Here is a 26,302-nt window from a genome sequence, read left to right as displayed (position 1 = left end):
ATGGAAAAAACCCGTCAACAAGAGTTAACTCGCTGGCTGAAACAGCAAAGCGTTATTTCCCGCCGCTGGCTGACTATTTCCCGTCTTTTGGGTCTTATCAGCGGTTTGTTGATTGTTGCCCAGGCATGGCTGCTGGCCCGCATTCTTAACCATATGATCATGGAGAACATTCCGCGCGAGGCAATATTATTGCCCTTTATCGTGCTGGTGTTGATCTTTGTGCTGCGCGCCTGGGTGGTCTGGCTGCGCGAACGCGTGGGCTTTTACGCCGGACAGCAGATTCGCTATGAAATCCGCCGTCAGGTCATGGACAGGCTCCAGGAAGCCGGTCCCGCCTGGATTCAGGGCAAACCTGCCGGAAGCTGGGCGACCCTGATCCTTGAGCAAATCGACGATATGCACGACTACTACGCCCGCTATCTGCCGCAGATGGCGCTGGCGGTCTGCGTTCCGTTGCTGATCGTACTGGCGATTTTCCCGTCTAACTGGGTAGCGGCGCTAATTCTGCTCGGCACCGCGCCGCTGATCCCGATGTTCATGGCGATGGTCGGCATGGGTGCGGCGGATGCAAACCGACGTAACTTCCTCGCGCTGGGCCGTCTGAGTGGGCATTTCCTCGACCGCCTGCGCGGCATGGAAACCCTGCGCGTCTTTGGTCGCGGCGAAGCGGAAATCGATAATATTCGCGTCGCGTCACAGGATTTCCGCCAGCGCACCATGGAAGTACTGCGCCTGGCGTTCCTCTCCTCCGGCGTGCTGGAGTTCTTCACCTCCCTGTCGATTGCGCTCGTCGCGGTTTACTTTGGATTCTCCTATCTTGGCGCGCTGGATTTCGGTCATTACGGCACAGCCGTAACGCTTTCCGCCGGTTTCCTGGCGCTGATCCTGGCCCCTGAATTTTTCCAGCCGCTGCGCGATCTGGGGACGTTCTATCACGCCAAAGCGCAGGCCGTGGGTGCTGCCGACAGCCTGAAAACCTTCCTCGAAACGCCGCTGGCAAACCCGGAGCGGGGTGATATCACGCTCAACAGCAAAGAGCCAATCGCCGTTCATGCGCAAGATTTCTCTGTGCTCTCGCCGGAAGGCAAAGTGCTGGCCGGGCCGCTCAACTTTACCCTCTCTGCGGGCCTGCGCGTGGTATTGGTCGGGATCAGCGGCTCGGGCAAAAGCTCGCTGCTGAATGCCTTATCCGGATTTATGGCGTACACCGGCTCGCTACAGATCAACGGCACCGAACTGCGCTCGCTGGAGCCTGACGCCTGGCGCAGACAACTCAGTTGGGTCGGGCAAAACCCTCAGCTACCGGCTGCCACGCTGCGCGAGAACGTGCTGCTGGCGCGCCCTGACGCCCGCGAAGACGAACTGCAATCAGTGCTGGACCGCGCCTGGGTCAGCGAGTTTCTGCCGATGCTGCCGAACGGCGTTGATACCGTCGTGGGCGATCAGGCGGCAGGATTGTCCGTCGGGCAGGCCCAGCGTATCGCTGTGGCGCGCGCATTGCTCAACCCCAGCCAGCTCATGCTGCTCGACGAACCCGCCGCCAGCCTGGACGCGCACAGCGAACAGCGTGTGATGCAGGCGCTGAACGAAGCTTCACGCCAGCAGACTACCCTGATGGTCACGCACCAGCTCGAAGGCATTGCCGACTGGGATCAGATCTGGGTGATGGAAAACGGACATATCGTCGAACAAGGCGATTACGCGACGCTCGCGGCCGCGCAGGGACCGTTCGCCGCCCTGCTGGCTAATCGTCAGGAGGATATTTAATGCGCGCCCTACTGCCGTATCTCGCCCTGTATAAACGCCATAAATGGATGCTGACGCTGGGGATTGTACTGGCGATTGTCACTCTGCTGGCCAGTATCGGCCTGCTGACGCTCTCCGGCTGGTTCCTCTCGGCCTCTGCCGTCGCGGGCATTGCCGGGCTCTACAGTTTTAACTATATGCTGCCCGCCGCAGGCGTACGTGGCACCGCGATTGCCCGTACCGCCGGGCGCTATTTCGAACGTCTGGTCAGCCACGATGCGACCTTCCGCGTCCTGCAACATCTGCGCGTTTCAACCTTCAGCAAGCTGTTGCCGCTCTCCCCTGCCGGGCTGGCGCGTTTTCGCCAGGGCGAACTGCTGAACCGCGTGGTGGCCGATGTCGATACGCTGGATCACCTCTATCTGCGCGTGATTTCCCCGCTGGTCGGGGCCTTTGTGGTGATTGTGACCGTCACGCTCGGCCTGTGCGTGCTCGACGTACCTATCGCCCTGACGCTCGGCGGCATCATGCTGCTCACCCTTCTCCTGCTGCCTCCGCTGTTTTATCGCGCGGGGAAATCGACCGGGGAAAGCCTGACGCGTCTGCGCGGTGACTATCGCCAGCAGCTGACCTCCTGGCTGCAGGGTCAGGCGGAGCTGACGATTTTCGGGGCCAGCCGCCGCTATCGCGCTCGCATGGAAAGCACCGAACTGAGCTGGCACGAAGCCCAGCGCCGACAGTCTGAGCTGACGGCTCTCTCCCAGGCGGTGATGATGCTGATCGGCGGGATTGCGGTGATCGCCATGCTGTGGATGGCATCGGGTGGCGTGGGCGAAAACACCCAGCCCGGCGCGCTGATTGCGCTGTTTGTCTTCTGTGCGCTGGCGGCGTTTGAAGCCCTCGCCCCGGTCACCGGTGCTTTCCAGCATCTCGGCCAGGTGATTGCTTCCGCCGTGCGTATTACCCAGATTACCGAGCAACAACCGGAAGTGCAGTTCACCACGAAAGACGACACCGTTCCTGAGTCTGTGGCGGTGCATCTTCATAACGTGACCTTTGCCTACGACGGGCAGGCGCAAAACGCGCTGGATGGTATCAGTCTGACCATTCCGGCGGGCAAGCATATTGCCGTGCTGGGCAGAACCGGCTGTGGCAAATCGACGCTGCTGCAACTGCTGACCCGCGCCTGGGACCCGCGCCAGGGTGAGATCCGCTTTAACGACACGCCGCTCGTGGAGTTTAGCGAGTCGACGCTGCGCAAATCCGTGAGCGTGGTGCCTCAGCGCGTGCATTTGTTCAGCGCCACCCTGCGCGACAACCTGCTGCTGGCATCACCGAACGCCTCGGACAGCGAACTGAGCGCCGTGCTGGAACAGGTCGGCCTGCAAAAACTGCTCGAAGGCGATGGCTTAAACGAGTGGCTTGGCGAAGGCGGTCGTCAACTTTCGGGCGGCGAGTTGCGTCGTCTGGCGGTCGCGCGTGCGCTGCTGCACGATGCGCCGCTGATGTTGCTCGACGAACCGACGGAAGGGCTGGACGCGACCACTGAAATCCAAATCCTTGATTTACTGGCGCAAGTGATGAAAAACAAAACCGTGCTGATGGTGACGCATCGCCTGCGCGGACTGGCGAATTTCGACCAAATAATTGTAATGGACAACGGACAAATTATTGAGCAAGGTAATCACGCAGAGCTGTTAGCAAAACAGGGTCGCTACTACCAGTTTAAACAACGTCTGTAGACTATATTTGAACCGATCCTAACTCGCGTATTGGAGTTTCGCAGTCATGCGCCTGGTCCAGCTTTCTCGTCATAATATTGCGTTCCCTTCGCCAGAGGGAGCGCTACGTGAACCCAATGGGCTGCTGGCGCTCGGGGGCGATTTAAGCCCCGCGCGACTGCTGATGGCCTATCAGCGCGGTATTTTTCCCTGGTTTTCCCCCGGTGATCCCATTCTGTGGTGGTCGCCCGATCCTCGCGCGGTGCTGTTACCGGCAGAGTTTCATCTCAGCCGCAGCATGAAACGCTTCCATGCTAAATCACCTTATCGCGTCACTATCAATCATGCTTTCGGCGAGGTGATCGAAGGCTGCGCCAGCGATCGTCATGAAGGCACCTGGATCACCCATGACATCGTCACGGCCTACCACCGTTTGCATGAACTGGGCCACGCCCACTCTATCGAAGTGTGGGAGAACGACGAGCTGGTTGGCGGCATGTACGGCGTGGCGCAAGGCACGCTGTTTTGCGGTGAGTCGATGTTCAGTCGCGCCGTGAATGCCTCTAAAACAGCCCTGCTTGTATTCTGCCAGCAGTTCGCCCTGAGCGGCGGCCAGCTGGTGGATTGCCAGGTGCTGAACGAACACACCGCGTCGCTCGGCGCCGTTGAAATATCGCGTCGTCACTACCTGGAAAAGTTGGATGCTATGCGTTTGCAGAAGCTGCCGCAGAACTTTTGGGTGCCCAGAACACTGTTTGTGCCTCAGCTCTAAATGTTTTCCGCCCATTTCTGATGAGGAGTGTTATAATTGGTGCCGCAGAGTAGGTTCAGCCTGTTGCCCCGCCGCCGTTTGGGAATCCTTCGCACCAGATAACGTCCTAGCGTTTATCCTGTCGCCTCCCCTTTACGAATGCGCTTCTCGTACGGTTATACCGTGACGACTGGGCAATACGCCGAAACTGTTTTGTTGCGTTTTAAACGCTCAATTCTTTACTTAATTGATGAATTTCGGCATTATCTTGCCGGTTCAAAACTTGGTAGTGATACCCCAGAGGATTAGATGGCCAAAGAAGACAATATTGAAATGCAGGGTACCGTACTTGATACGTTGCCTAACACCATGTTCCGCGTAGAACTGGAAAACGGTCACGTGGTAACCGCGCACATCTCCGGTAAAATGCGCAAAAACTACATCCGTATCCTGACGGGCGACAAAGTGACTGTTGAGCTGACCCCGTACGACCTGAGCAAAGGCCGCATTGTCTTCCGTAGTCGCTAATTGTTATCGCCAGTCAAAGGCGTAGAGATATTTAAAAGGTCGGGGAATCCCCGGCCTTTTTTATTCGTATAAAAAAACACCGCACCTCTGACGAATTATTAATAGCAAAACGCACCCTTATTGCGGGTGCGTTTTGCATTTATTAAAACCAGGGGATCGTCGCGGTCGGGCTTAATCCATAGCTGGAAAATTCACCCGTGACGGCTGAGTCGACAATATCGCCGTGGTGAATAAATAACCGAAAGCTTTGCCCGCTGGAAAGGCTTCGCACAGTGAGCCACGGCAAATCCGTGTGCTCCTCCTTCATGGTCTGCAGCTTTTGCTGCGCGTCCTCCTCACTCAGCCAGCCCTTTTTGACCGAACGCCGTAGCAATCGCAGGGGACTGCTTTTCACCTGTACACGGCTGACGCAGCGCCAGCCCGTCGCATCAGGAATCGGTGTGATGTTGCCGCACTGACAATAATCGCTCAGCCCTCTGCGCCAGGCCATCTGTTCCAGTTCCGACAGGGACGACAGCGTACCGTGCAGGCGCAACACATCGCCCGGTTTGATCCTGTGCTGCGGAAAGCTGACGCCAATATCGCCCCTTCCTCTTGCCCCAAGCGCCCGATGAAGTTTGGCAAACAGTGCCGCCATCAGGACCTCTTCGCTGAATTCGGGATCGGGAACCACCCTGATCTCCAGATAGTGATCCATACCAGCCCCTTATTCGCTCTTCTCGCCAAAGACACCGCCACGAATAAGCACTGCCATCACATAGTGCTGCTGATCGACGTCAGGCTTCTGCCCTTTGGTCACCCAGTTATCGAGCAAAGTATAGAAATCCATTTTATCCTTCGGCTGACGGCAGGCCACGCCGCGACTGGTCACGGAGCCATAAGGTTCAACGGCGATGGCACCAAGCTCAGCGGCATGGGGATGCCAGGTATCTATAGTGCGCAGCGCATTGCCGATTTTCTGCGAATGCATTCCCGCCACGTTATCCACCTGATACAGCAAACGGCTTTTGGTGCTGTTGCTGTCCAGCACCAGCTCCTGCGACGGGAAAATCTCTTGCCCGGCCCCCAAACGCACTTGCGCCTCCACGCTCAGCAACACAAATCCATCGCCACGGAGCCCTTTTTCAATCTCTTGCGCGAGGCCAGACAGTTTCTCATCTGTCGCGGAGAAATCACGTAACCCATGTGCATGAGCGTCGAAGGCCCACTGCTGGCTGCCTTTGACCTTAATCGTAATTTGCTCTGCGCCCACGCGGTTACGCCACAGAAAGCGGCCATTCGCCAGATTTGTCGCATAGCGCCGCGCCAGTTCGCCAAAGCCATGTTCGCCAATGTACCCCTCAACAACCTGACATAACTCATCCTGATAGACCCGGTCATTACAGACGGACGGCGTGGAGAGATTGCCCAATATCCGCAGCGTGAATTTCACCTGCAGCGTATCGGCATCCGCCGGAAGCGCGGCCACATCCACACGCTGTAAGTTCGCTTTTTGAATTTCCGCATCCAGCTTTGCCGGATCGCTGGTAAGGGTATTTTTCAGGCGATTGGAAATGGTGCCGCGCACCGCCTTTTCCTGAATGCGGATGGGCTGCCAGTTCTCGCCCTGCCAGTTTCCCGAATACATCACCGCGTCAGAGGTGGCCAATTTACGTTCGAACGCCAGCACAGATGCCGTTTTAACGGCCGTTGGAGCCTTTGCCATAAGAGAATCCCTTTCAGTTTTGATGTTGAGCGGCCAGCGGCGCATCCGCTCCCTGGCAGTAATAACCGGTTTGTGTCGTGCGATAGCGCCAGAAGATCGCTTCCAGTGATGTGATACGGTGCATCCCGCACCACTCGCCAATCCCGTAGACTGCCTCGGTAAAAGCGAACGGCGTTTGCGCGTCGCGCGCATGAGCGACGACACCCGGCGCATAGAGTTCAGAGATGCGCTGATACCCCGTCATCAGCGGCACCAGATAGCCTGGCCGCGGTTTCCCGACGCGGTGCCACTCAGCAGGCTCGCCTTCGTGAATATCGCCCTCATCCGGCGTTTCCGCCTCGATTTTTAGCGCGGCGAAGTCGAGCCAGGCATCAAGCACAGTGGCTGTCGGATCGCTTGCCAGTAACGCCTGATGGTGTTCAGCAAGCCAGGCGCTGCGATCGCGAAGGACGAATCCCGGCATCAGCCGCCACTGTAAACGGCACATCTCAGCGGCTGTCTGCGGCATATCCAGTACGCGAATATCCTGAATACCGACAATCATCCCACCCGCCAGCCTGAGCGTCGGGCAGATCTGTTGCAAGGCATCCGCCAGTTCCTGCTGCCCGTACTCGCCGTTGGCGATTTCTCCGTGACATTCCAGCAGCAGCGAAACCGTCATGTGCATCCGTCCCTCTTCGTTGAAGGAGGCCGTTTTGCCCTCGCGCGTCAGCGGGTTACGGGTTAACGCAAATTGATAATCGCGCCCGGAAGTATGTGCGTGGACCTGATGCTCGTGGCTGACGACAGCACAGCCGTCCAGGTGCAGCCCGTGGGTGACGCTGAGCTTGCGGGATAAGGCATGGGTGAACCCCAGAAAATGGGTGATCGCCGGAAAACCCCAGGTCACGCCCGCAATAGCATTGGCGTTCTCAACGCGTACCCGGCGAAGCAGGATCAACGAACTCATTTCAGCTCCTCCTGAATGATTTTTTCCAGCTCGCGCAGATGGTCACGCAGATGCTGACGGGTTTCCCATTCTCGTTTTTCCACCGCTCCCACTTCCGGCAACGCCTTGCGCAGACGGGCGTTCAGCCACAGGGCAAAGTCTTCCGCTACGCTGGCCTGCCAGTCGTCTTTCTCACGCTCCAGACGGAATGCTTCATCCGTTTTCGTGCGCCAGGGATCGAGCCACAGCTGCTGATGGGTTTTCAGTTCAGGGCAGTTAAGCGTCCAGCCTTGCCATGCTTCGCGCTGAATCTCAGTTGCCACCAGAAACAGCAGGTCGATCAGCGCTTCAATGTACTCTTCACGCGCACCGCGAATTCGGTGGTTAGTGTATTTACCGGTTCTGGACAGCAACGACACCAGCAATGTCACGATGCCTTTGGCACGTCGATCAAACTGACCGCCGAACGCAAACAGGGAAAGCATATTCACCGGCGGTTTTTCCGCCCGTTTCCACTGCGGTGGCTGCGCGGAGAGCAGCCACGTACGCCCGCCGCGCACGCTTTTCAGGTAAGAAATATTCTGCGGTTTCGTGCCGCCAAAATGCGTTTCGGCCGCATCGGGAAAGCGCACCAGCGGCTGCGGATGCCAGGTTTTTTCGCGGCGCGCTTTCCAGATGGCTTTCACTTCGTCGCCAAAACGCAGAGCAATCATTTTCTGATGCAGAGCGTGAACAAAAGAGGTGGCAAACAGCGGGCTGAGCAGATGGTAATCGCCGTTGACCGGGAAATAGTTTTGCTTTGCCAGCTTGTGCGAGGCGGGTTCGGCGGCGGTAAGCGCGCGGGAAAATCCGCTGATCCATTCATTCAGCTGAGTGCCATCATCCGTAAAGGTCGCAAAGGGTCGATGATCGCCGCGCTTCAGGCAGTCCAGCAGCGAATCACCTTCTATGCGTGCTTGCAGTAACTTCGCGACATCCAGCGCCGCCGCATTGCCGACTGCATCCGGTTCCAGACCTTGCAACGCCGCGCTGCTGAGGTAACCTTCCGCCGCCACTGCCTCGCTATATATACTGCTACTTTTTGAATCTCCATGCGTAAATTTTGCTGCATGGGTCACGAGGCTAATTTGCCCGGCTCGTTTCGCCGCATCGGTCAGCCATGCTTTTGGCTCGTAGCGACGTTCCAGCTCACGGCGCTCTTCCGCAAGCGTTGCGCTGTTCTCAGCGCTCCGCTTTGCGGCTTCTTTTTCGAAAGCGTCCAGCTTGGTTTGCCGTCTCCCGGCGATGTACTCCGCGATAAACGCGGCCAGCGATCTGTCATCCATACCTGCTCCTGCCAGTGAGTCACTATTCCCTGAACACACCCAAAATCGGGTGATATCGCCATTGTTCGGTGGCGTCTTTACCCTTCATCCGTAACGATATTTCCCCGTAGCGTAGCGAGACGTTTCGCAACTCCATCTGCTTCGCTTCCGCAAGGTCGACCAGCAACTCCTGATAATCGATGTCGACCCAGGCCCGTACACCAGCGGCCAGCAACAACGCCTGCTTCTGAAATAAACCAGCAGGTTTAAGCCCCCCATCTTCCTGCAACAGGCAAAACGTAGGGTCGTCATCATCCTCATTCATGGTCAGAAACCAGGACACCTGCGGGGAGGATTGCCTGAAAGGAGTGCGCCGCTGCAATTCACCATTCCAGTCCAGGGGAAGTCGCCACCACTGCGCAGCAACCACGTCATTTTTGTCTCCCCCTTCCAGCAGAGCGGCGCGCAACCGAGTGTGTTCCAGTCGGGCAAAGGCGTTATCCGGCACATCCTCGACAATCCGCGGGATCGCGTTAAGAGTACGCAGCGTAGATTCGGGCAGGAGTGCGTTTAAATCATGGTGAGTCAGTCGATGCTTTTCCGTTTCAAAGCCCGGTTTACAATACGCCACCGATTCACCGCGTAGCGCCCGCAGATTGCGGTTGAAAACCACCAGATTGTTACTTTCAGGAACCTGCTGACGATGGCGCTGAATGCGTCCGGAAAACTGAATCAAAGAGCGCATCGAGCTCGGCTCGATAATCCCCCAGTCGGCGTCAAAATCGCGCCCTACTTCCAGCACCGAGGTACCGAGCACCACAAAAATATGATGCTGTTCAGGGGAGATCAGCGCTTGTCTGACTTCGGGCAATGCCCAAATCTGCTCAGGTTGATGACGTGTAAACGCCCTGTCCAGCCGCTTCTCGATCATGGAGCGCACCGCCAGCGGATGCTGACTGTGATAGACGCAATAATGAATGCAGTAATTTTCCGGTGCAGGCATGGCCATCAGTACTTGCGCCACGGCCACCAGCGGGTTGATATTCGCCAGCCGCACCAGACCAAACGAGACTGTTTTGCCACTTGAATGGAGATTGCGATGCTGCTGGTGCAGCGCCAGCATGTTCTGATAAATCAATGCCGCTACGGCACCGTAGAAGTCTGATCCTGGCGCAATAGCGGCCAGCTTTCCCCGTCGCAGAGAGGGTTGCCGGATTAAATGCGCCACCCGACGCGCCACAAACTGACTGTGCGTCTGACGGAATGTAGCGTCATCACTCACCTCCTGCGACTTCGCGCCATACTCGTCGAACCAGGCGCAGCAAACCGCAACCGGTTTTCCTGGCACTCCGCAGGCCGCCTGCCAGGCTTTACGCCCTTCCTGATAAGCCTCAAACAGCGCTTCGGTTAAGGCGGGCGGTAACGTCGCGGATGAAAGCAACACGCGCGACCCGAGCATTCCCGCCCAGTTCACCAGCCGACACAGGGCGTGCAAATCATCAACGTCGAAATCATCCGGCTCATCAAGGACCAGATCGCTGGTGAGAAGACGCAGCATCGCCGGGATCTGCCTGCCACCCCGCACACCTTCTGTCGCAGGCATGAGGTGATCCACCGTCGTCACCAGCACCGGCGCACTCACCAGGCGATTCAGCGCAGGCTCCGCAGCCAGCCATTTCTGTGCCGCACCCTGACTGGTGCTGCCTTCGTAGTGAACATAATGATGGCTGGCAAAAAACGCTTCATCACTGGCGCTGCTGTTATCCGCGTCGTCTTTATCCTGCTCATACAGTTCCCGAACGGCAGCCGAGCCCGTCACCACCGCCAGCGTGTCGTCATCAAGCCCCAGCCGCGACTGCAACGCCTGACCAGTTTGCAGGGTTAGCGTGCGCAGTCCCAGCGCAACGCTAAAGCGACAACCCTCCTGTTCATTTGCCAGACCATACATAATTCGGGCATTGGCTAAGGTTTTCCCGCAGCCCGTAGAAGCCATATTCACACCGAAAAAACCCTGTTCTGCACTGCGTTCGCGCAGCGCCAGAGCAATATCCCAGGCCTGGTTCTGCCAGTGAAATCGGGCGTCTTTCGCCCTTTCGCGAAAAGTCTTGTGTCGGGAGATAGCCGGGAGCGAGCGACGAAGCCAGGGTAAAGATCGGCCCGTCAGCAGCGCATGGTGAGCGACGCCGCAGTTGTGCTCATCCAGTTTTTGTTTCAACTGTGCAGTCTGGCGATCGCTATTGGCCCACAGATCGCAGGCGTCATCCTGCCAGATAAGAGAAGGAAGAAACGCTGAGTAAAAGTGGTCGGCCAGCATCAGTGAGAGCCGCGCGAGATGGACCGTGAATCGGTTATCCAGCGATCCATACTGGGCTAGTGACACGGCATTTTTTGCCCGCTTGCCAATTTGCCTGGCTTTCTCCCGCCAGGTCTGGCTACGAAGCGGTGTGCCGTTGGGAAATGACCAGACGTTTTTATAGTCTCGCTCGCGCCACGGGTGCTTCTCACTGGGTTTGTGATTCAGCGAATTCCAGTCGGCGTTCAGCTGTCGATCCAGCCAGCCAGTGCAATATTCCAGCTGTGGCGTGGTGGATAATGCCTGAGGCAAACGGTGGTGTGAGACGATCAACCAAGCGACGGTTTTCGCCAGCGGCGGCATGCCACGCAGCGGACTGTCACTCTTTGATGGCATATCGGAGAAAAGGGTTTTGAGCCAGATTTTCTCATCCGACGCTTTGAAATGTTCCAGCTCAGACAGCCACTCCTGATCTGTTTTTTCACCGATAAACGCCTGAAACAGACGCACGGAGATCCATTCATGGCGGTAGGGCTGGCAGCGCTGCTGGTTTTCACCTTTTAGCGTCTGCTGGAAACAGCGACCCGCCTTGCCAAAATCATGAAACAGCCCAGCGATAGCCGCCAGCAACGCGATACTTTCGGCGCAGTGCCAGCCATGCTCCGTGCCATTTTTGAGCACATCCGTGGTGGTGCGATGCGTCGGGGCCCGCCCCTGAGCATTGAAGCGACGCAGATTACCGACAATCCACAGCAGTTCGGTTTGCCCGCTCTTTTTGAGCCAGTGACAGGCCACCGCCGTGTTACGCCGCGCGGTTTTACGCAACAGTTTGCGCAGCGTGTTGACCCCTTCGAGGGTGATCGTGGTTTGCCATGCGGCATCCCCCGTGCGCTCGGCAAACTGATCGACTATTCGGCAACTTTCTTCACGGGCGTTCCTGGTACACCGGGATATAATCAGCACGTTCATCGTGCCGCTCCCGCTTCCGCCGTTTCCTGCAATGATGTGATCATCACATCCAAAGCATCCGCCTGCTGAAAGGCATTGATGCAGCGCTGGCGAAACATCGGGTTGTCTTCGCCCTCCATCGCCGCCAGAAACGCCTGCGGCATGACCAGCGCATCCTTGATTAAATCCGCGATATCAAACACCAGCCCACCGCGCCGGGTTTTGCCATGCATCACCGCCAGCGCATGGGGAATACCCGTCACCCAGGTCGCAACGGCGGCAAGCCCATAGGCCAGATAATTCCCTTGATCGAGAAAACGGTTTGCCAGATCGACACTACCGCCCCGTTTGGCGCGAGTAAATTGACCGTAGCCCACAGTTTGACTGGCTAATTTATAAAGTGATTTGGTGAGTTGCGCTTCCTGAAGCATTAGCGCGGTATGATCTTCTGCATTTTCCATTCCCAGCCTGGCGTGTTCAAGAATGTTCTTCAGGGTGTTCTTATCCGGATGAAATAATTTTTCCAGATGCGGGCGCGACCCAACCCAATATTTCTCGATTTGGATTAAACGAATAAACTGGAACTGTTTTGCTGCCTGTAATCGTTTCTCTTCGTCAAACCAAAAAGATACCCAGTTTTGCAGATAAGTTGTCGGACGATATTCACTTTGCGGACTGAGCCAGGAAACATCAATATCTATTTTATTCGCAGAATAAAGCGGTGTGCCGTCTGTCCCGCAAAAACCGACCATGACTCCTGCGCGCGCAAATTCTCTCATGGCCATTTGCGTGACCGACGTGCCCATCCCCAGCATAACCGCCGTAGTGTTGGCGATGGGAATGTTCCAGTAAAAGGACTCTTTACCCTCCTGCGTAACATACTCAACCCGACCACCGTTCACCTGCACGCGGCATTTTTCGAGGTAATAGATATTGGCTCGCTTAGAATGGAGAATCGTTTTGAGGTCGGATGGTGTAACTCCTTTTACAGACATAGCAATATCCTGATTAAATAGTATTTAATGTGGTTCTTGCATCAAATTTCGTTGTCATGATTAGAGCGTATTTAATGCATGAAATCAATCTGCAAAAAATACAAAAAGACATCATTGGCGTTTTAATAAAATTAAAAATCGCATGTTAATTTCGAATAATAAAAATAATTTCATGTCGGGTGATTATTAATAAAGGATGGGTAGTATTATGTTTATTAATATAGGTTTATTTAATTAACTAATAGGGTTTATGCTGCCTGTACGGCAGTGGGCTGAGAATACGCTTCTTGTGACTAGCACGGCGCTTTCCAAGCTACCTGTACGGCAGTGAACAGGCGTCGTCACTCTCCATGACTGCTGGCGTCTTTCTAAGCTGCCTGCACGTCAGTGAACCCGCCGAGGTTCTCGATTGTTGGCTGGTCATTTTTCTAAGCTGCCTGCACGGCAGTGAACGACGGCGTGAGAAAAATTGACGTGATCCTTTGTTTCTAAGCTGCCTGCACGGCAGTGAACTGGCTTGAGTTCGACAAGCCCGTATCTCTGCGTTTCTAAGCTGCCTGCACGGCAGTGAACACGATAAAAGCCCTCTACGGTTGCCGTTAAACTTTCTAAGCTGCCTGCACGGCAGTGAACATCTCGTGCGTGGGCGGTATTTGCATTTCATCTTTCTAAGCTGCCTGCACGGCAGTGAACATTTTATCCACGCTGACTGAATGCCGGTCAACTTTCTAAGCTGCCTGCACGGCAGTGAACGATTACACAGAGGCAGATGTAATCCAGGCATCTTTCTAAGCTGCCTGCACGGCAGTGAACTTTCACGTTGGTTGCGGCTTTGGCGGCGTCGTTTTCTAAGCTGCCTGCACGGCAGTGAACCTTGACGCTTGCTTAACTGTATTTGTGGTCGTTTTCTAAGCTGCCTGCACGGCAGTGAACCGTATGGCGGACGTAAGCGATAGCGTGCTCAATTTCTAAGCTGCCTGCACGGCAGTGAACACATTGAGCCATTTCCGCGAGTGCAATAGAGGTTTCTAAGCTGCCTGCACGGCAGTGAACTTCACGGGCGGGTACATTCCATGATTACGACATTTCTAAGCTGCCTGCACGGCAGTGAACTGATTAATTGCGGCCTGCGCACTGGCTTGCGTTTTCTAAGCTGCCTGCACGGCAGTGAACACCTGCAGACGCTGGGAATTGAAGTGGCTCTATTTCTAAGCTGCCTGCACGGCAGTGAACAATTCTGACTTGGAGTTTCTATAAAACCGATGTTTCTAAGCTGCCTGCACGGCAGTGAACCGCGACCTTGTGAAAGCCGGTGCTCTTATCCTTTTCTAAGCTGCCTGCACGGCAGTGAACCTAAAACTCTGCTCAGGAAACCTGGCGAGTGTCTTTCTAAGCTGCCTGCACGGCAGTGAACGAAGGAGATGTTGTCGATCTCCCTCTTTGGCATTTCTAAGCTGCCTGCACGGCAGTGAACTCGGCTCAGCGGGAACGGCTACCCAGCCCTCTTTTCTAAGCTGCCTGCACGGCAGTGAACGCTCTTCTTCTTTTTGTTTTTATGCGGGTGCTTTTCTAAGCTGCCTGCACGGCAGTGAACAAGCCGTGAGGAATAAACCAGAGCGCGCGACATTTTCTAAGCTGCCTGCACGGCAGTGAACGCTCGCAGGCTGGCCCATTGACGCTGTTTTCATTTCTAAGCTGCCTGCACGGCAGTGAACAGCAAGTTTTCGAAAATTTTCGGCGTGGGCGATTTCTAAGCTGCCTGCACGGCAGTGAACCTGGTGTTTTCTGGAACATGACGAAGCAATAGTTTCTAAGCTGCCTGCACGGCAGTGAACTAGAGCGTAACACCCTTATCCCATTGTTGCCAAAGATAATAATCAACTTCAGTACGTTGTAACCCTTTTTATTTCCGTCATTAATCCCACAAAAAAATCAATAAGTTACAATCATCCGGAAAAAAAGGGTCTGGAACCCTACGCCGGGAGATCGCTCCCGACGCGGTGCTAATAATCAGCAATGAATCACGGTAACGGTGGGTTGATGACTGGATGCCACCAGTCCTTCGGCCATCATATGCGTCATATCATGTAAAAGCCCGGTCAGGTGCGGGAGCATATCGCGGTCAAAATGCGAGATCAGCAGAACATGATTTAACGCGCGACAGTAATTGCACTGTGTTTCTGTATCCTCCAGAAACCAGCCCCTGGGTTCTGGCTGTTCTTGCTCGTCAGAAATCTCAACAACACGAAAATCGGCCATAGATTTTTCCAGTTCTGCCTGCAGGATATCCAGATATGCCGCAAAACAACGGGCAACTGGCTGCGTTTGCGGTAGCGAATTACAGTCGAGAAGAATTTCGGCGAGCAATTTACAGCGCTCGGCAAGTGTCGGGAGATCGGGGATATCCTGGCTGAGTTCGCTATAGAGGGGGAAAGTTTTCGTGTTTTCCATTTAATAAAGACTCCGTGTGAAATTTGAATATTTCCACCCGAACGCCAAGTCAGGTGGCAGACTGAACCGGTTTGGCGTACCGACTCACACGAAAAATCGGCGCTTCAAAAGAAGCCCCAGTTCAGCCCACCATAATTGAGCTTACGGATTATATCCGCAGATTTCAAAAGAGTGAACGAACCCAATGATTGTTGATAAATCAACATCATCCATCGTATGAGTCAGGACGCCAATCCCGACACCTGATTTTGCAGGTGCGCCGCCATTTTATTACTGTGATTTTATCCAGCAATAACCATATTTAAATTCTGGAAAACGCCTCGCAAAATTTCAGCGGCTCAAGATATTCATCTTGTGAAGGTTTCGCTGCGAGGGCGGAGTCAGCACCAGAGCCGCATGTTCCCCCTCACCCTAACCCTCTCCCTCAAGGGAGAGGGGACCGATTGAGCAAACACTTTCACACTGGAGATCACCCACACAGACAGGGGACCGATCGAGCAAATACCTTCCCCCTGGAGATTACCCACACAGACAGGGGACCGATTGAGCAAACACTATCACGCTGGAGATCGCCCACACAGACGGGGGACCGATTGAGCACACACTTTCGCCCTGAAGATCACCCACACAGACAAGGGACCGATCGGGCCGAAAACAGGCATAAAAAAACCGGGCTTTCGCCCGGCTTTTACCAAAACAATCAAACTCAGTGAGCCGCTTCCGGCTTATGCTTCTGCGCACTCTGGAAGTCGTACGTCAACTCCCCTTTCGCCTGATCCAGCGCCACTGTCACCTGGCCGCCGTCTACCAATGAACCGAACAGCAGCTCGTTGGCCAGCGGTTTTTTCAGGTTGTCCTGAATGGCTCGCGCCATCGGACGGGCACCCATCGCACGGTCGTAGCCTTTCTCGGCCAGCCAGTTGCGGGCCTCCTGGCTCACTTCCAGCGACACGCCTTTCTGATCCAGCTGAACCTGCAGTTCGACGATGAACTTGTCCACCACCTGATGGATCACCTCGGTCGACAAGTGATCGAACCAGATAATGTTGTCCAGACGGTTGCGGAACTCTGGCGTAAAGATCTTCTTGATCTCCTCCATCGCGTCGGTGCTGTTATCCTGGTGGATCAGGCCGATCGATTTACGTTCCGTTTCACGCACGCCGGCGTTGGTGGTCATCACCAGCACCACGTTGCGGAAGTCCGCTTTGCGCCCGTTGTTGTCGGTCAGCGTACCGTTGTCCATCACCTGCAAGAGGATGTTGAACACGTCAGGGTGCGCTTTCTCGATTTCATCGAGCAGCAGTACCGCGTGCGGATGCTTGATCACCGCGTCGGTGAGCAGGCCGCCCTGGTCAAAGCCCACGTATCCCGGAGGCGCACCAATCAGACGGCTGACGGTGTGGCGTTCCATGTACTCGGACATATCAAAGCGCAGCAGCTCGATGCCCAGCGCTTTCGACAGTTGCACCGTCACCTCAGTTTTCCCGACACCGGTTGGACCGGCGAACAGGAAGGAACCGACCGGCTTGTGCTCGTGTCCCAGCCCTGCACGGGCCATTTTGATGGCTTCGGTTAAAGCTTCAATGGCTTTGTCCTGACCAAACACCAGCATTTTCAGGCGATCGCCGAGGTTTCTCAGGGTGTCGCGATCGCTCTGAGAAACACTCTTCTCAGGGATACGCGCGATGCGAGCCACGACGGATTCGATATCCGCCACGTTGACGGTTTTCTTGCGTTTGCTGACCGGCATCAGACGCGCACGCGCGCCCGCTTCGTCGATCACGTCAATCGCTTTATCCGGCAGATGACGGTCGTTGATGTATTTCACCGCCAGCTCCACCGCCGCACGCACCGCTTTGGCGGTGTAACGCACGTCGTGGTGCGCTTCGTACTTCGGTTTCAGGCCGTTGATGATCTGCACCGTTTCTTCAACGGATGGCTCAGTAATATCAATTTTCTGGAAGCGGCGCGCCAGCGCACGGTCTTTCTCGAAAATATTGCTGAACTCCTGATAGGTGGTCGAGCCCATCACCCGGATCTTGCCGCTGGAGAGCAGCGGTTTGATCAGGTTGGCCGCATCCACCTGGCCGCCAGACGCCGCGCCTGCCCCGATGATGGTATGAATTTCATCGATAAACAGGATGCTGCTGGTGTCTTGTTCCAGCTGTTTCAGCAGCGCTTTAAAGCGTTTTTCGAAATCGCCGCGGTATTTGGTGCCCGCCAGCAGAGAACCGATGTCCAGCGAGTAGATGGTGCAATCGGCCATAATTTCCGGGACATCGCCCTGCACAATACGCCAGGCCAGCCCTTCGGCAATCGCGGTTTTACCGACGCCCGATTCCCCCACCAGCAGCGGGTTGTTCTTACGGCGGCGGCACAGCACCTGAATCGCGCGTTCCAGCTCTTTATCGCGGCCAATCAGCGGGTCGATTCCGCCGACGCGAGCAAGCTGGTTAAGATTGGTGGTGAAGTTTTCCATACGATCCTCCCCGCCTGCTTGCTCTTCATTATTATTGACCTGATTGCTGGAGTCCGAGGCCTGATTCGGCTCGTCTTTTCGCGTTCCGTGAGAGATAAAGTTCACCACGTCGAGTCGGCTGACTTCGTGTTTGCGCAGCAGGTACGCAGCTTGCGACTCCTGCTCGCTGAAGATGGCAACCAGCACATTCGCGCCGGTCACTTCGCTACGGCCAGAGGACTGGACGTGGAACACCGCACGCTGCAGGACACGCTGGAAGCTGAGCGTCGGCTGAGTGTCGCGCTCCTCTTCGCTGACGGGCAGCACCGGGGTGGTTTGTTCGATGAAGGCTTCGAGTTCCTGACGTAACGCCACCAGGTCCACGGAGCAGGCTTCCAGCGCTTCGCGGGCAGATGGGTTGCTGAGCAGTGCAAGCAGCAGGTGCTCAACGGTCATAAACTCATGACGGTGCTCACGCGCTCTGGCGAAAGCCATGTTTAAACTGAGTTCCAGTTCTTGATTGAGCATAGGCACCTCCCCCAATTTTATGCCTTTTCAGGCTTTTTCCAGCGTACACAGCAACGGATGCTCGTTCTCCCTTGCATACTCGTTCACCATCGCCACTTTCGTTTCGGCCACTTCGGCAGTAAAAATGCCGCAGATGGCTTTGCCTCGATAGTGAACGGTGAGCATCAGTTGCGTTGCACGTTCAACATCATAAGAAAAGAACTTTTGTAGCACGTCAATAACAAATTCCATCGGCGTGTAATCATCGTTCATTAACATCACTTTATACATAGATGGCGGTTTTAGCGCGTCGCGCACTTTGTCTTCCGCCAGCTGGTCAAAATCCAGCCAGTCGTTGCTCTTACCCATTGTCAGTCGTCATCATCGGTTACGTTTTCCGGCAGAACATTTTCGCTGACAGGCATTGATACCTATTCTGAATCTACCTCAGATATCAGATAACAAACATCTATTACTGCCATCCGCGATGTCTGTCACATTCCCGTCAATAGCGTTAACTGCTTCAAATTTTGGTTGATTATTGTCCCAACTCCAGCGCCTGACACTTGACGATAAGGCTGGTTTATCTAAATTGTACAGGCGTGAGTTGGCGAGGTTTTGAACAGCCCCCACTCCACCACCGGTTCATTCCATCTTACTTAATAAGATATACGAAGGATGTCGAAGCATGGAAATGGGTACTGTTAAGTGGTTCAACAACGCCAAAGGGTTCGGGTTCATCTGCCCTGAAGGCGGCGGCGAAGATATCTTCGCTCACTACTCCACCATTCAGATGGATGGTTACAGAACACTAAAAGCCGGACAGTCGGTTCGGTTTGATGTTCACCAGGGGCCAAAAGGCAATCATGCCAGCGTCATTGTGCCCATCGAAGCAGAAGCTGTCGCATAGCCCTCTGATTCATTGTGTACATCCTGTCGTCAAAATGCCAGCCCGATCGGCTGGCATTTTTATTTCCAGCGCGCGATGCCCGCCGGCGCTACGCTTGCACGGGCATACAAAACCAATCACTTACTCGCGGGCCAGCGCATCCACCGGATCCAGCCGCGCCGCATTGCGCGCCGGTAACCAGCCAAACAATACGCCCGTTGCCGTCGAACACAAAAACGCCGTCAGCAGCGCAAAGGGTGAGAAACCAATTTCCCAGCCCGGTAAAAACAGCTGCAACGTAAAGGCAATCAGCATCGACAGCGTGATACCAAACGCGCCGCCCACCAGACAGACCAGCACCGCTTCAATCAAAAACTGTTGCAACACATCGCTGGCGCGCGCTCCCACAGCCATGCGGATGCCGATCTCGCGCGTGCGCTCCGTCACCGATACCAGCATGATGTTCATCACCCCAATCCCGCCGACGACCAGCGAAATCACCGCCACCAGCGTCAGGAACATCTGAAGAGTACGTGTGGTCTTTTCCGCCGTTTTCAAGACGCCGTCCATATTCCAGGTGAAGAAATCTTTCTTCCCGTGGCGCAGGGTGAGAAGTCGCTCGATCTGCTGTTCGGCCTGGGTGCTGTCGTAGCCCTCTTTCACCCGCACGGTGATGGAGTTAAGCCACGACTGCCCCATGATGCGCCCGGAGATGGTGGTGTACGGCAGCCAGACGCGCAGGATTTTACTGCTGCCAAACATCGACTGTTTCTCTTCCGCCACGCCGATCACCGTCGCGGGCATGTTGCCCACCAGAATCACTTCCCCGACGACGTTGGTTTTATTGGGGAACAGCTGACGACGCGAGTTGTCATCCAGCACCACCACCTGCGCGCGGCCCGCGAGCTGCTCGGCGTTGAAGGTCGCGCCCTGGCTGAAGGTCATGCCGTAGACGTTAAAATAGTCCCCGCTCACGCCGTTGGCGCTGGCCGCGACGTCGATATTCCCGTAGCGCAAGCGCAGGTTTTGCGACACCGCAGGGGTGGCAGAGTTAACCCACGGCTGTTTTTGCAGCGCCACCAGATCGTCATATTTCAGCGCCTGCTGGTTTTGCGGCTCGTCGTCGCCGAAATCTTTCCCGGGATAAATATCAATGGTGTTGGTCCCGATGGCGCGGATATCCGCCAGCACCAGCTGTTTCGCCGCATCGCCCACCACCACAATCGACACCACCGAAGCGATGCCGATGATGATGCCGAGCATCGTCAGCAGGGTGCGCATTTTGTTTGCCACCATTGCCAGCCATGCCATGGTCAGCGCCTCGCGAAATCCGCTGACGAACTGCCCCCAGCCCGTCGACGGCGGCATAACTTCTCTTTGTACACCGGCATGGCTTTTCTTCGCGGGGGGATTGCTGACCAGCTCCCCGTCGTGGATCTCGATGATCCTTTCCGCCTGCGCCGCCACCTGCGGATCGTGGGTGACAATAATCACCGTATGGCCCTGATCGCGAAGCTGGTGCAGGATCGCCATCACCTCTTCGCCGGAATGGCTGTCCAGCGCCCCGGTCGGTTCATCGGCCAGAATCACCTGTCCGCCGTTCATGAGGGCGCGGGCGATACTCACACGCTGCTGCTGCCCGCCGGAAAGCTGCGAGGGCTGATAATCCACGCGCTCGGCCAGACCCAGCCGCGTCAGCAGCGCCTGGGCGCGCTCAAGGCGCTTCTTGCGCTCAATCCCTGCGTACACCGCCGGGACTTCGACGTTTTGCGCCGCCGTCAGATGCGAAAGCAGATGGTAGCGCTGGAAGATAAATCCGAAGTGCTCCCGGCGCAGTTTCGCCAGCGCGTCGCTGTCGAGGGTGGAAATATCCGTTCCCGCCACGCGATAGGTGCCGCTGGTCGGTTTATCCAGACAGCCGAGAATGTTCATCAGGGTGGATTTCCCGGAGCCGGATGCCCCGACTATCGCCACCATCTCCCCGGCTTCGACGCTCAGGGTGATGCCCTTCAGCACCTCCACCGCGCCGTCCCCGGAAGGATAGCTGCGGCGGATATCGTTGAGCTCAAGCAGTGCCGTCATTGCGCGGCCCCGGGCAGGGTTTCGCTGGTCACCACCTCGTCGCCCTCTTCCAGACCTTTGACGATCACCACGTCCGTATCATTACGCTCGCCAATCTCGACTTCGCGTTCGCGGGTTTCGCCGTTGCGCAGGACTTTCACTTTATAGCGGTTGTTGCCCGCCGGTTCGCCCAGCGCCGCCAGCGGAACGGTCAGCACATCTTTCACGCCCGTGAGCTGAATGTGGACCTGCGCGGTCATGTCCAGGCGCAGCACGCCTTTCGGGTTAGGCACTTCGAAGCGGGCATAGTAGAAAATGGCGTCGTTGACCTTCTCCGGCGTCGGCAGGATATCTTTCAGCACCCCTTCGTAGCGCGTATTAGGATCGCCGAGCACCGTAAACCAGGCCTTCTGGCCGGGTTTCAGATGGATCACGTCGGCCTCGGAAACCTGGGCTTTCACCAGCATGGTGCCCATATCCGCCAGCGTCAGAATGTTCGGCGCCTGCTGCGCGGCGATCACCGTCTGGCCCTGCAGGGTGGTGATTTGCGTCACTTCCCCGGCCATGGGGGCCACGATGCGGGTGTAATCGAGGTTAGTTTTGGCCGTGTCGAGAGAGGCTTGATTACGTTTGATTTGCGCGTCAATGGTGCCAATCTGCGCCTGTTTCACCGCCAGTTCGGTAGTAGCCGTATCCAGATCCTGACGAGAAACGGCCTGGGTTTTCGCCAGCGCCTGCTGACGCCCAAGCGTCACCTGCGCAAGCTTCCGTTCCGCTTCCGCCTGGCTGCGCTGGGCGCGTAATTCCATTAGCGTCGCTTCTACTTCGCGGATCTGGTTTTCCGCCTGCTCGGGGTCGATCACCCCCAGAAGCTGACCTTTTTTTACTTTGTCGCCAATCTCAACCGACAGCGTTTTTAACTGACCGCTGACCTGCGCGCCGACGTCAACTTTACGCAAGGCGTCCAGTTTGCCTGTCGCCAGCACGTTTTGCTGCAGCTCACCCGGACGCACAATCAGCGTCTGGTAGTGTGGCACAGGCGCGTTGAGGATCTGCCACAGCCAGAATCCGCCCACCAGCACGACGACGGCTAACAGCAAAAACAGCTTCCTGCGTTTTCCCTTGAGATTCATAAATGTTCCAAATAAATGTTCTGGCAATTATAAACGTTGATTCTAACTAAACTGTTCCTCAACGAAACCCCCGTTTTTTGTCTCTCACCCCGTTTGTTGACGAGATGTTGATTAAACCCCTGCTGAAATAGCGATCTCATCCAGAAGCCAGGAATAATCATGTCTTCCATCGCCGATATACCTTCTTCCCAACGTTCTCAGCCAAAATCGGGCTGGCAGCTTTTCCAGAGCCTTGCATCCGGCGAATTAACGCCAGGGCTTGCGTGGCAAAACCCCGCTTATCGGCGTAAATTCATGCTGCGTACACTTGCGGCACCGTTCAGCACCGCGCGCCTGCTGGCAAGCCTGGCAAAACAGCCGCGGTTAATGCAAATGTTGAAAGTGCAGCCAGGGCTGCCGTGCCGTCTGCATCGTCCCTGGCTTTCGGTGGACATGAGCCGTCAGAAAGCCCTCGAGGCGCTGAACTGGCACTACCAGAGCATGAGCAAAACCCTTCCGGCAGCGCTGATTAACGGCTATTTATCAAAACAAGGTGTCACCTTGTTGACGCTGACCGGCAAAGACGAACAGCAGTTTAGGATCCGTCTGTGCGCCGACGCATTCCTCGATAAAGAGGGCGAAGCGACGCTGGCGTTTTGCGATCATCAGAATACGGTGCTGGCTGAGATGACCTTCACCCTGTGTCAGCACGAAGGGAAAACCACCCTGTTTATCGGTGGCCTGCAAGGGGCGAAGTCTTTTGTGCCTCACGAGTTGATCCAGGGCGCGACCAAAGCCTGCCACGGCCTGTTCCCGAAACGTCTGCTGGTGGAAGCGGCGATGACGCTGGGCGCAGCGTTCCCGGTCGAGCAGATTATGGCGGTCAGCAACCATACGCATATCTATCGCAGCTGGCGCTACCGCAAGAAAAAAGAGGGCAAACTGCTGGCGGATTACGACAGCTTCTGGCTCTCGTTAGGTGGCGAAGCGCAGAAGAGCGGCCACTTCCAGCTGCCGCTGGCGATGGCGCGTAAACCAATGGAAGAGATCGCGAGCAAGAAACGCTCAGAGTACCGCCGCCGCTACGAACTGCTGGACAGCCTGATCGCTCAGGTCAATCAGGCAGCCCGCAGCTAATCGGCTTTCCCGCGTGCCAGCCACAGCACGCGGGAGAACATTTTGCGCAGCAACGTCGGCACCGCATCCACCCCTCTTCTTCCCGCTTCCGCCGCCACTTCAATGGCCAGATCCGGCTTCGATGAACGATGAATCGCTTTGGCGATGACCCGTCGCATATTCATCGGCACGTCCGGCGAAATCATGGCGACGCGATGAAAGACATCGCTGAACCCCTGGCGATACATAAAGTGTTCCATATCCATCGCCGGTAATTCCGTGAGGTGCTCGCGCTCCTCTTCCCGGTTGTTGTTCAGCAAACCGCGCACAGTGCTGGCGTATTTTTTCCCGGCCTCGTCGCCATCCACCAGTACATGCCATTCGATGCCCATCCGGCGGGCAAATTTGATCAGCGGCTTTAATCCCGACTGGGCAAACTCAATAACTTTGATCCCTTCAGCGTCGAAATGGTGGCCGCACTGGCGCGCCAGTTCGTTAATCACCCAGGTTTCCGTCTCCCCTTCGACCAGCAGCCAGCAGCGGGCAAACAGCGACGACGCGCGATTAAAGCGGATGTGAAACGCGATCCGCCGACCGTCTTCCGGGCTTAACCCCCCCGGTCCAAGACGAAACGCGGTAACGCGGGACGATTCGCGCACCAGACGGCAGACATGTTCCACCGGCGTAAGGGAGAGCAGTTCGCCGGAATTGGTGGTGGTGATGCGCTGCAGCGGTAAGAGATTCAGTAGGTGCCACGCAACAGAGAGCATGATGGGATGCAGCCGCGTCTCCGGGTCTTCCACCAGCAGCAGTGGACGCGCATCGCGGTCCAGACGCACCGAGCCTTTCGCCTGCAGCAGCGTGGAGAACAGGCCCAGCAGGATCACCCGATGCGCCCGTCCGCCAGGCCGGTCGATCATGCGGTTGATAATATCCAGATAGCGCCAGCTGCGCTGCTCATCGTGGGAACGACGGCGCATCAGACGATTATGAGTTTGCGAAATACCTTGCTCAGAGAAGTAGTGCTCCAGCAGCTGAACCATCGCCGACAGCCCCTGGCGAATCTGCCCGTCGGTCAGATTTTGCGGTCGCGCCACCAGTTCGCGCGCCAGATAATCCAGCTCGCGGGCGGTGACTTCCACTTCAGGCAGATTCGGCACCGCCCCGTTGCGGATCCGGCGCATAAAGCGCGCATCCCGCAGGCGCAGCACCGGCATCAGGCGCACAAGGTGCCCGGCCAGGGCGTCGATGTCATCGAGAATAATCGGCTGCCCGCGGGCATCCATAAACCCGCGCAGGGTCAGGACGCTGTTGTCTTCCGCCAGCTCGCCTTCCAGACGGTAAAAAATGCGCTGATAGCCATCATCCGAGGGCGTCCAGCAGGGGGAAAGCGGTCGATAACGACGCACGCGATGGCGGCCAGGTTCAAGCTCGCGAAAGGTCAGAATGATATGCAGGTGGTGCTCGCGCCCGAGAATATCCCCCGGCGGAAACCAAAAGTCCTCCCGAACGAAGCTGTAAAGCTCAGCGCCGGGCGAAAGCAGCAGGGTTAAGGCATCCAGCAGGCTGGATTTACCCCAGGCGTTTTCGCCGATCAGCACGTTGTTCTGTTCCAGCATCAGCGATATGCGATTAATGCCGCGAAACCCGACGATCTCCACACGTTCGAGAAACATACATCCCCCTTGAAACGCTCACTTTTTCCTTCAAGTTATCAGCAGTATAGCGGGAGGCGTGGCGACAGGACACATTAACCTTTACCGAATATGTCGGGGCTGGCGGTAAAAATCAGAATTTGCTTCTCGACTTTCGTTTGAAACATATTAGCCCGCATAAGATACTTCGCATTCCGAATTGGACTATGCTTTAAATCCATCCAGTTCGAACAAGGATTAACATCACATTGCCATAAATCAAATTAAGCAGATTTATTTAACTGGCGAAGGGGTGTTGTTGGTTTTTAAAATAATGGCTCTTTGAGTCGTCATCCCTTTAGGCGATTTAGTAGCCCGCGCGCAGGACAGCGCGCGGAAATTAACGAGGTGGTTATGTTTAGAAAATTAGCGGCAGAATGCTTTGGTACATTCTGGCTGGTGTTTGGTGGTTGCGGTAGCGCCGTTCTGGCAGCTGCATTCCCGGAATTAGGTATTGGTTTCGCAGGCGTAGCATTAGCCTTTGGCTTAACCGTATTAACGATGGCATTTGCTGTCGGCCATATTTCCGGCGGCCATTTTAACCCGGCGGTGACATTAGGTCTGTGGGCCGGCGGTCGTTTCCCGGCGAAAGACGTGATTGGTTATATTATTGCGCAGGTGGTTGGCGGCATTATTGCGGCAGCGGTTCTGTACGTGGTGGCCAGCGGTAAAGCGGGCTTCGACGCAGCAGCCAGCGGCTTTGCCTCTAACGGCTACGGCGAGCACTCTCCGGGCGGCTTCTCAATGCTGTCGGCGATTGTGATTGAAATCGTGCTGACCGCCGGCTTCCTGCTGGTGATCCACGGTGCCACTGACAAACACGCTCCCGCCGGTTTCGCACCGATTGCGATCGGCCTGGCGCTGACCCTGATTCACCTGATCAGCATTCCCGTGACCAACACCTCCGTGAACCCTGCGCGCAGCACCGCAGTGGCGATCTTCCAGGGTGGCTGGGCGCTGCAGCAGCTGTGGCTGTTCTGGGTGATGCCGATTGTCGGCGGTATCCTCGGCGGGCTACTGTATCGTACGCTGCTGGAAAAACGCGACTGATAGATTGTGTACGCTGTGGTGTCGGGTGGCGGCTACGCCTTACCC

The 26,302-nt window shown here is 56.0% G+C and carries 19 protein-coding genes and 1 CRISPR repeat array; of the genes, 7 read left to right on the top strand and 12 right to left on the bottom strand.

The genetic code is table 11. The features are described 5' to 3' along the window. The 4 genes from cydD to infA all read left to right on the top strand — a co-directional run bounded on the left by cydD (window position 1) and on the right by infA (window position 4,746). Window positions 1-1,767 carry a heme ABC transporter permease/ATP-binding protein CydD gene (gene cydD, locus U9O48_RS07975; protein WP_324724020.1) on the top strand — a complete coding sequence of 589 codons (1,767 nt, stop codon included), beginning with the start codon at window positions 1-3 and terminating at the stop codon, window positions 1,765-1,767. Beyond that, a complete protein-coding gene (gene cydC, locus U9O48_RS07970) occupies window positions 1,767-3,488 on the top strand; it encodes a heme ABC transporter ATP-binding protein/permease CydC (protein ID WP_324724019.1) in 1,722 nt (573 codons plus the stop codon). Before cydD ends, cydC begins: the two co-directional genes overlap by 1 nt. 46 nt (window positions 3,489-3,534) lie before the next feature. Next, window positions 3,535-4,239: a leucyl/phenylalanyl-tRNA--protein transferase gene (gene aat, locus U9O48_RS07965; RefSeq protein ID WP_282492353.1), complete on the top strand. Its 705-nt coding sequence runs from the start codon at window positions 3,535-3,537 to the stop codon at window positions 4,237-4,239. Between the two features lie 288 nt (window positions 4,240-4,527). Continuing rightward, window positions 4,528-4,746 (top strand): translation initiation factor IF-1, encoded by a 219-nt coding sequence (gene infA / locus U9O48_RS07960; protein WP_002211347.1) that lies wholly within the window; start codon window positions 4,528-4,530, stop codon window positions 4,744-4,746. A 142-nt stretch (window positions 4,747-4,888) separates the two neighbouring features. On the opposite strand, the gene cas6f is transcribed toward infA, so the two are convergent. The 9 genes from cas6f to clpS form a co-directional block, all read right to left on the bottom strand. Continuing rightward, window positions 4,889-5,443, bottom strand: a complete 555-nt coding sequence (cas6f, locus tag U9O48_RS07955; protein ID WP_324724017.1) for a type I-F CRISPR-associated endoribonuclease Cas6/Csy4 — start codon at window positions 5,441-5,443, stop codon at window positions 4,889-4,891. 9 nt (window positions 5,444-5,452) lie between these two features. Beyond that, on the bottom strand, window positions 5,453-6,451 hold the full coding sequence (csy3, locus tag U9O48_RS07950) for a type I-F CRISPR-associated protein Csy3 (protein ID WP_324724015.1): 999 nt from the start codon (window positions 6,449-6,451) through the stop codon (window positions 5,453-5,455). A gap of 13 nt (window positions 6,452-6,464) precedes the next feature. Next, entirely contained in the window at window positions 6,465-7,400 is a 936-nt protein-coding gene (gene csy2, locus U9O48_RS07945) for a type I-F CRISPR-associated protein Csy2 (protein WP_324724014.1), read from the bottom strand. Continuing rightward, window positions 7,397-8,704 carry a type I-F CRISPR-associated protein Csy1 gene (gene csy1, locus U9O48_RS07940; RefSeq protein ID WP_324724013.1) on the bottom strand — a complete coding sequence of 436 codons (1,308 nt, stop codon included), beginning with the start codon at window positions 8,702-8,704 and terminating at the stop codon, window positions 7,397-7,399. Before csy1 ends, csy2 begins: the two co-directional genes overlap by 4 nt. A gap of 22 nt (window positions 8,705-8,726) precedes the next feature. Then, complete coding sequence (gene cas3f, locus U9O48_RS07935; RefSeq protein WP_324724012.1) at window positions 8,727-11,945, bottom strand: type I-F CRISPR-associated helicase Cas3f; 3,219 nt, start codon at window positions 11,943-11,945, stop codon at window positions 8,727-8,729. Further along, the gene (gene cas1f, locus U9O48_RS07930) at window positions 11,942-12,919 is read right to left on the bottom strand and encodes a type I-F CRISPR-associated endonuclease Cas1f (protein ID WP_324724011.1); all 978 of its coding nucleotides are present in this window, start codon (window positions 12,917-12,919) and stop codon (window positions 11,942-11,944) included. The genes cas3f and cas1f overlap by 4 nt, the downstream gene beginning before the upstream one ends. Window positions 12,920-13,224: 305 nt before the next feature. After that, window positions 13,225-14,754: direct repeats of the CRISPR family, unit length 28 nt; unit sequence TTTCTAAGCTGCCTGCACGGCAGTGAAC. Between the two features lie 175 nt (window positions 14,755-14,929). Further along, on the bottom strand, window positions 14,930-15,370 hold the full coding sequence (locus U9O48_RS07925; protein WP_324724010.1) for a hypothetical protein: 441 nt from the start codon (window positions 15,368-15,370) through the stop codon (window positions 14,930-14,932). 706 nt (window positions 15,371-16,076) lie between these two features. Further along, window positions 16,077-18,356, bottom strand: a complete 2,280-nt coding sequence (gene clpA, locus U9O48_RS07920) for an ATP-dependent Clp protease ATP-binding subunit ClpA (RefSeq protein WP_282492352.1) — start codon at window positions 18,354-18,356, stop codon at window positions 16,077-16,079. 27 nt (window positions 18,357-18,383) lie between these two features. Beyond that, a complete protein-coding gene (gene clpS, locus U9O48_RS07915; protein ID WP_282492351.1) occupies window positions 18,384-18,704 on the bottom strand; it encodes an ATP-dependent Clp protease adapter ClpS in 321 nt (106 codons plus the stop codon). A gap of 319 nt (window positions 18,705-19,023) precedes the next feature. On the opposite strand from clpS, the gene cspD reads away from it, so the two are divergent. Further along, window positions 19,024-19,245, top strand: a complete 222-nt coding sequence (gene cspD / locus U9O48_RS07910) for a cold shock-like protein CspD (RefSeq protein ID WP_100777020.1) — start codon at window positions 19,024-19,026, stop codon at window positions 19,243-19,245. A gap of 120 nt (window positions 19,246-19,365) precedes the next feature. Here the strand turns inward: cspD and macB are convergent, their stop codons facing one another. Then, window positions 19,366-21,306, bottom strand: coding sequence for a macrolide ABC transporter ATP-binding protein/permease MacB (gene macB / locus U9O48_RS07905; protein WP_324724009.1), 1,941 nt, complete (start codon window positions 21,304-21,306; stop codon window positions 19,366-19,368). Next, window positions 21,303-22,418 carry a macrolide transporter subunit MacA gene (gene macA, locus U9O48_RS07900; RefSeq protein ID WP_285158402.1) on the bottom strand — a complete coding sequence of 372 codons (1,116 nt, stop codon included), beginning with the start codon at window positions 22,416-22,418 and terminating at the stop codon, window positions 21,303-21,305. The genes macB and macA overlap by 4 nt, the downstream gene beginning before the upstream one ends. A 159-nt stretch (window positions 22,419-22,577) precedes the next feature. Here macA and U9O48_RS07895 point away from each other — a divergent pair, with 159 nt between their 5' ends. After that, window positions 22,578-23,534 (top strand): VirK/YbjX family protein, encoded by a 957-nt coding sequence (locus U9O48_RS07895; protein WP_324724008.1) that lies wholly within the window; start codon window positions 22,578-22,580, stop codon window positions 23,532-23,534. On the opposite strand, the gene U9O48_RS07890 is transcribed toward U9O48_RS07895, so the two are convergent. After that, complete coding sequence (locus tag U9O48_RS07890; RefSeq protein ID WP_282492346.1) at window positions 23,531-25,189, bottom strand: ATP-dependent endonuclease; 1,659 nt, start codon at window positions 25,187-25,189, stop codon at window positions 23,531-23,533. The two genes, U9O48_RS07895 and U9O48_RS07890, sit on opposite strands and share 4 nt — an antisense overlap. 366 nt (window positions 25,190-25,555) lie before the next feature. Between U9O48_RS07890 and aqpZ the strand changes: the two genes are divergently transcribed. Continuing rightward, complete coding sequence (aqpZ, locus tag U9O48_RS07885) at window positions 25,556-26,257, top strand: aquaporin Z (protein WP_255411544.1); 702 nt, start codon at window positions 25,556-25,558, stop codon at window positions 26,255-26,257. Window positions 26,258-26,302 lie beyond the last annotated feature (45 nt).

Origin of the sequence: Lelliottia sp. JS-SCA-14, from assembly GCF_035593345.1 — a bacterium.
GTDB lineage: Bacteria > Pseudomonadota > Gammaproteobacteria > Enterobacterales > Enterobacteriaceae > Enterobacter > Enterobacter wanjuensis.
This window is presented reverse-complemented; position numbering and strand designations above follow the sequence as displayed.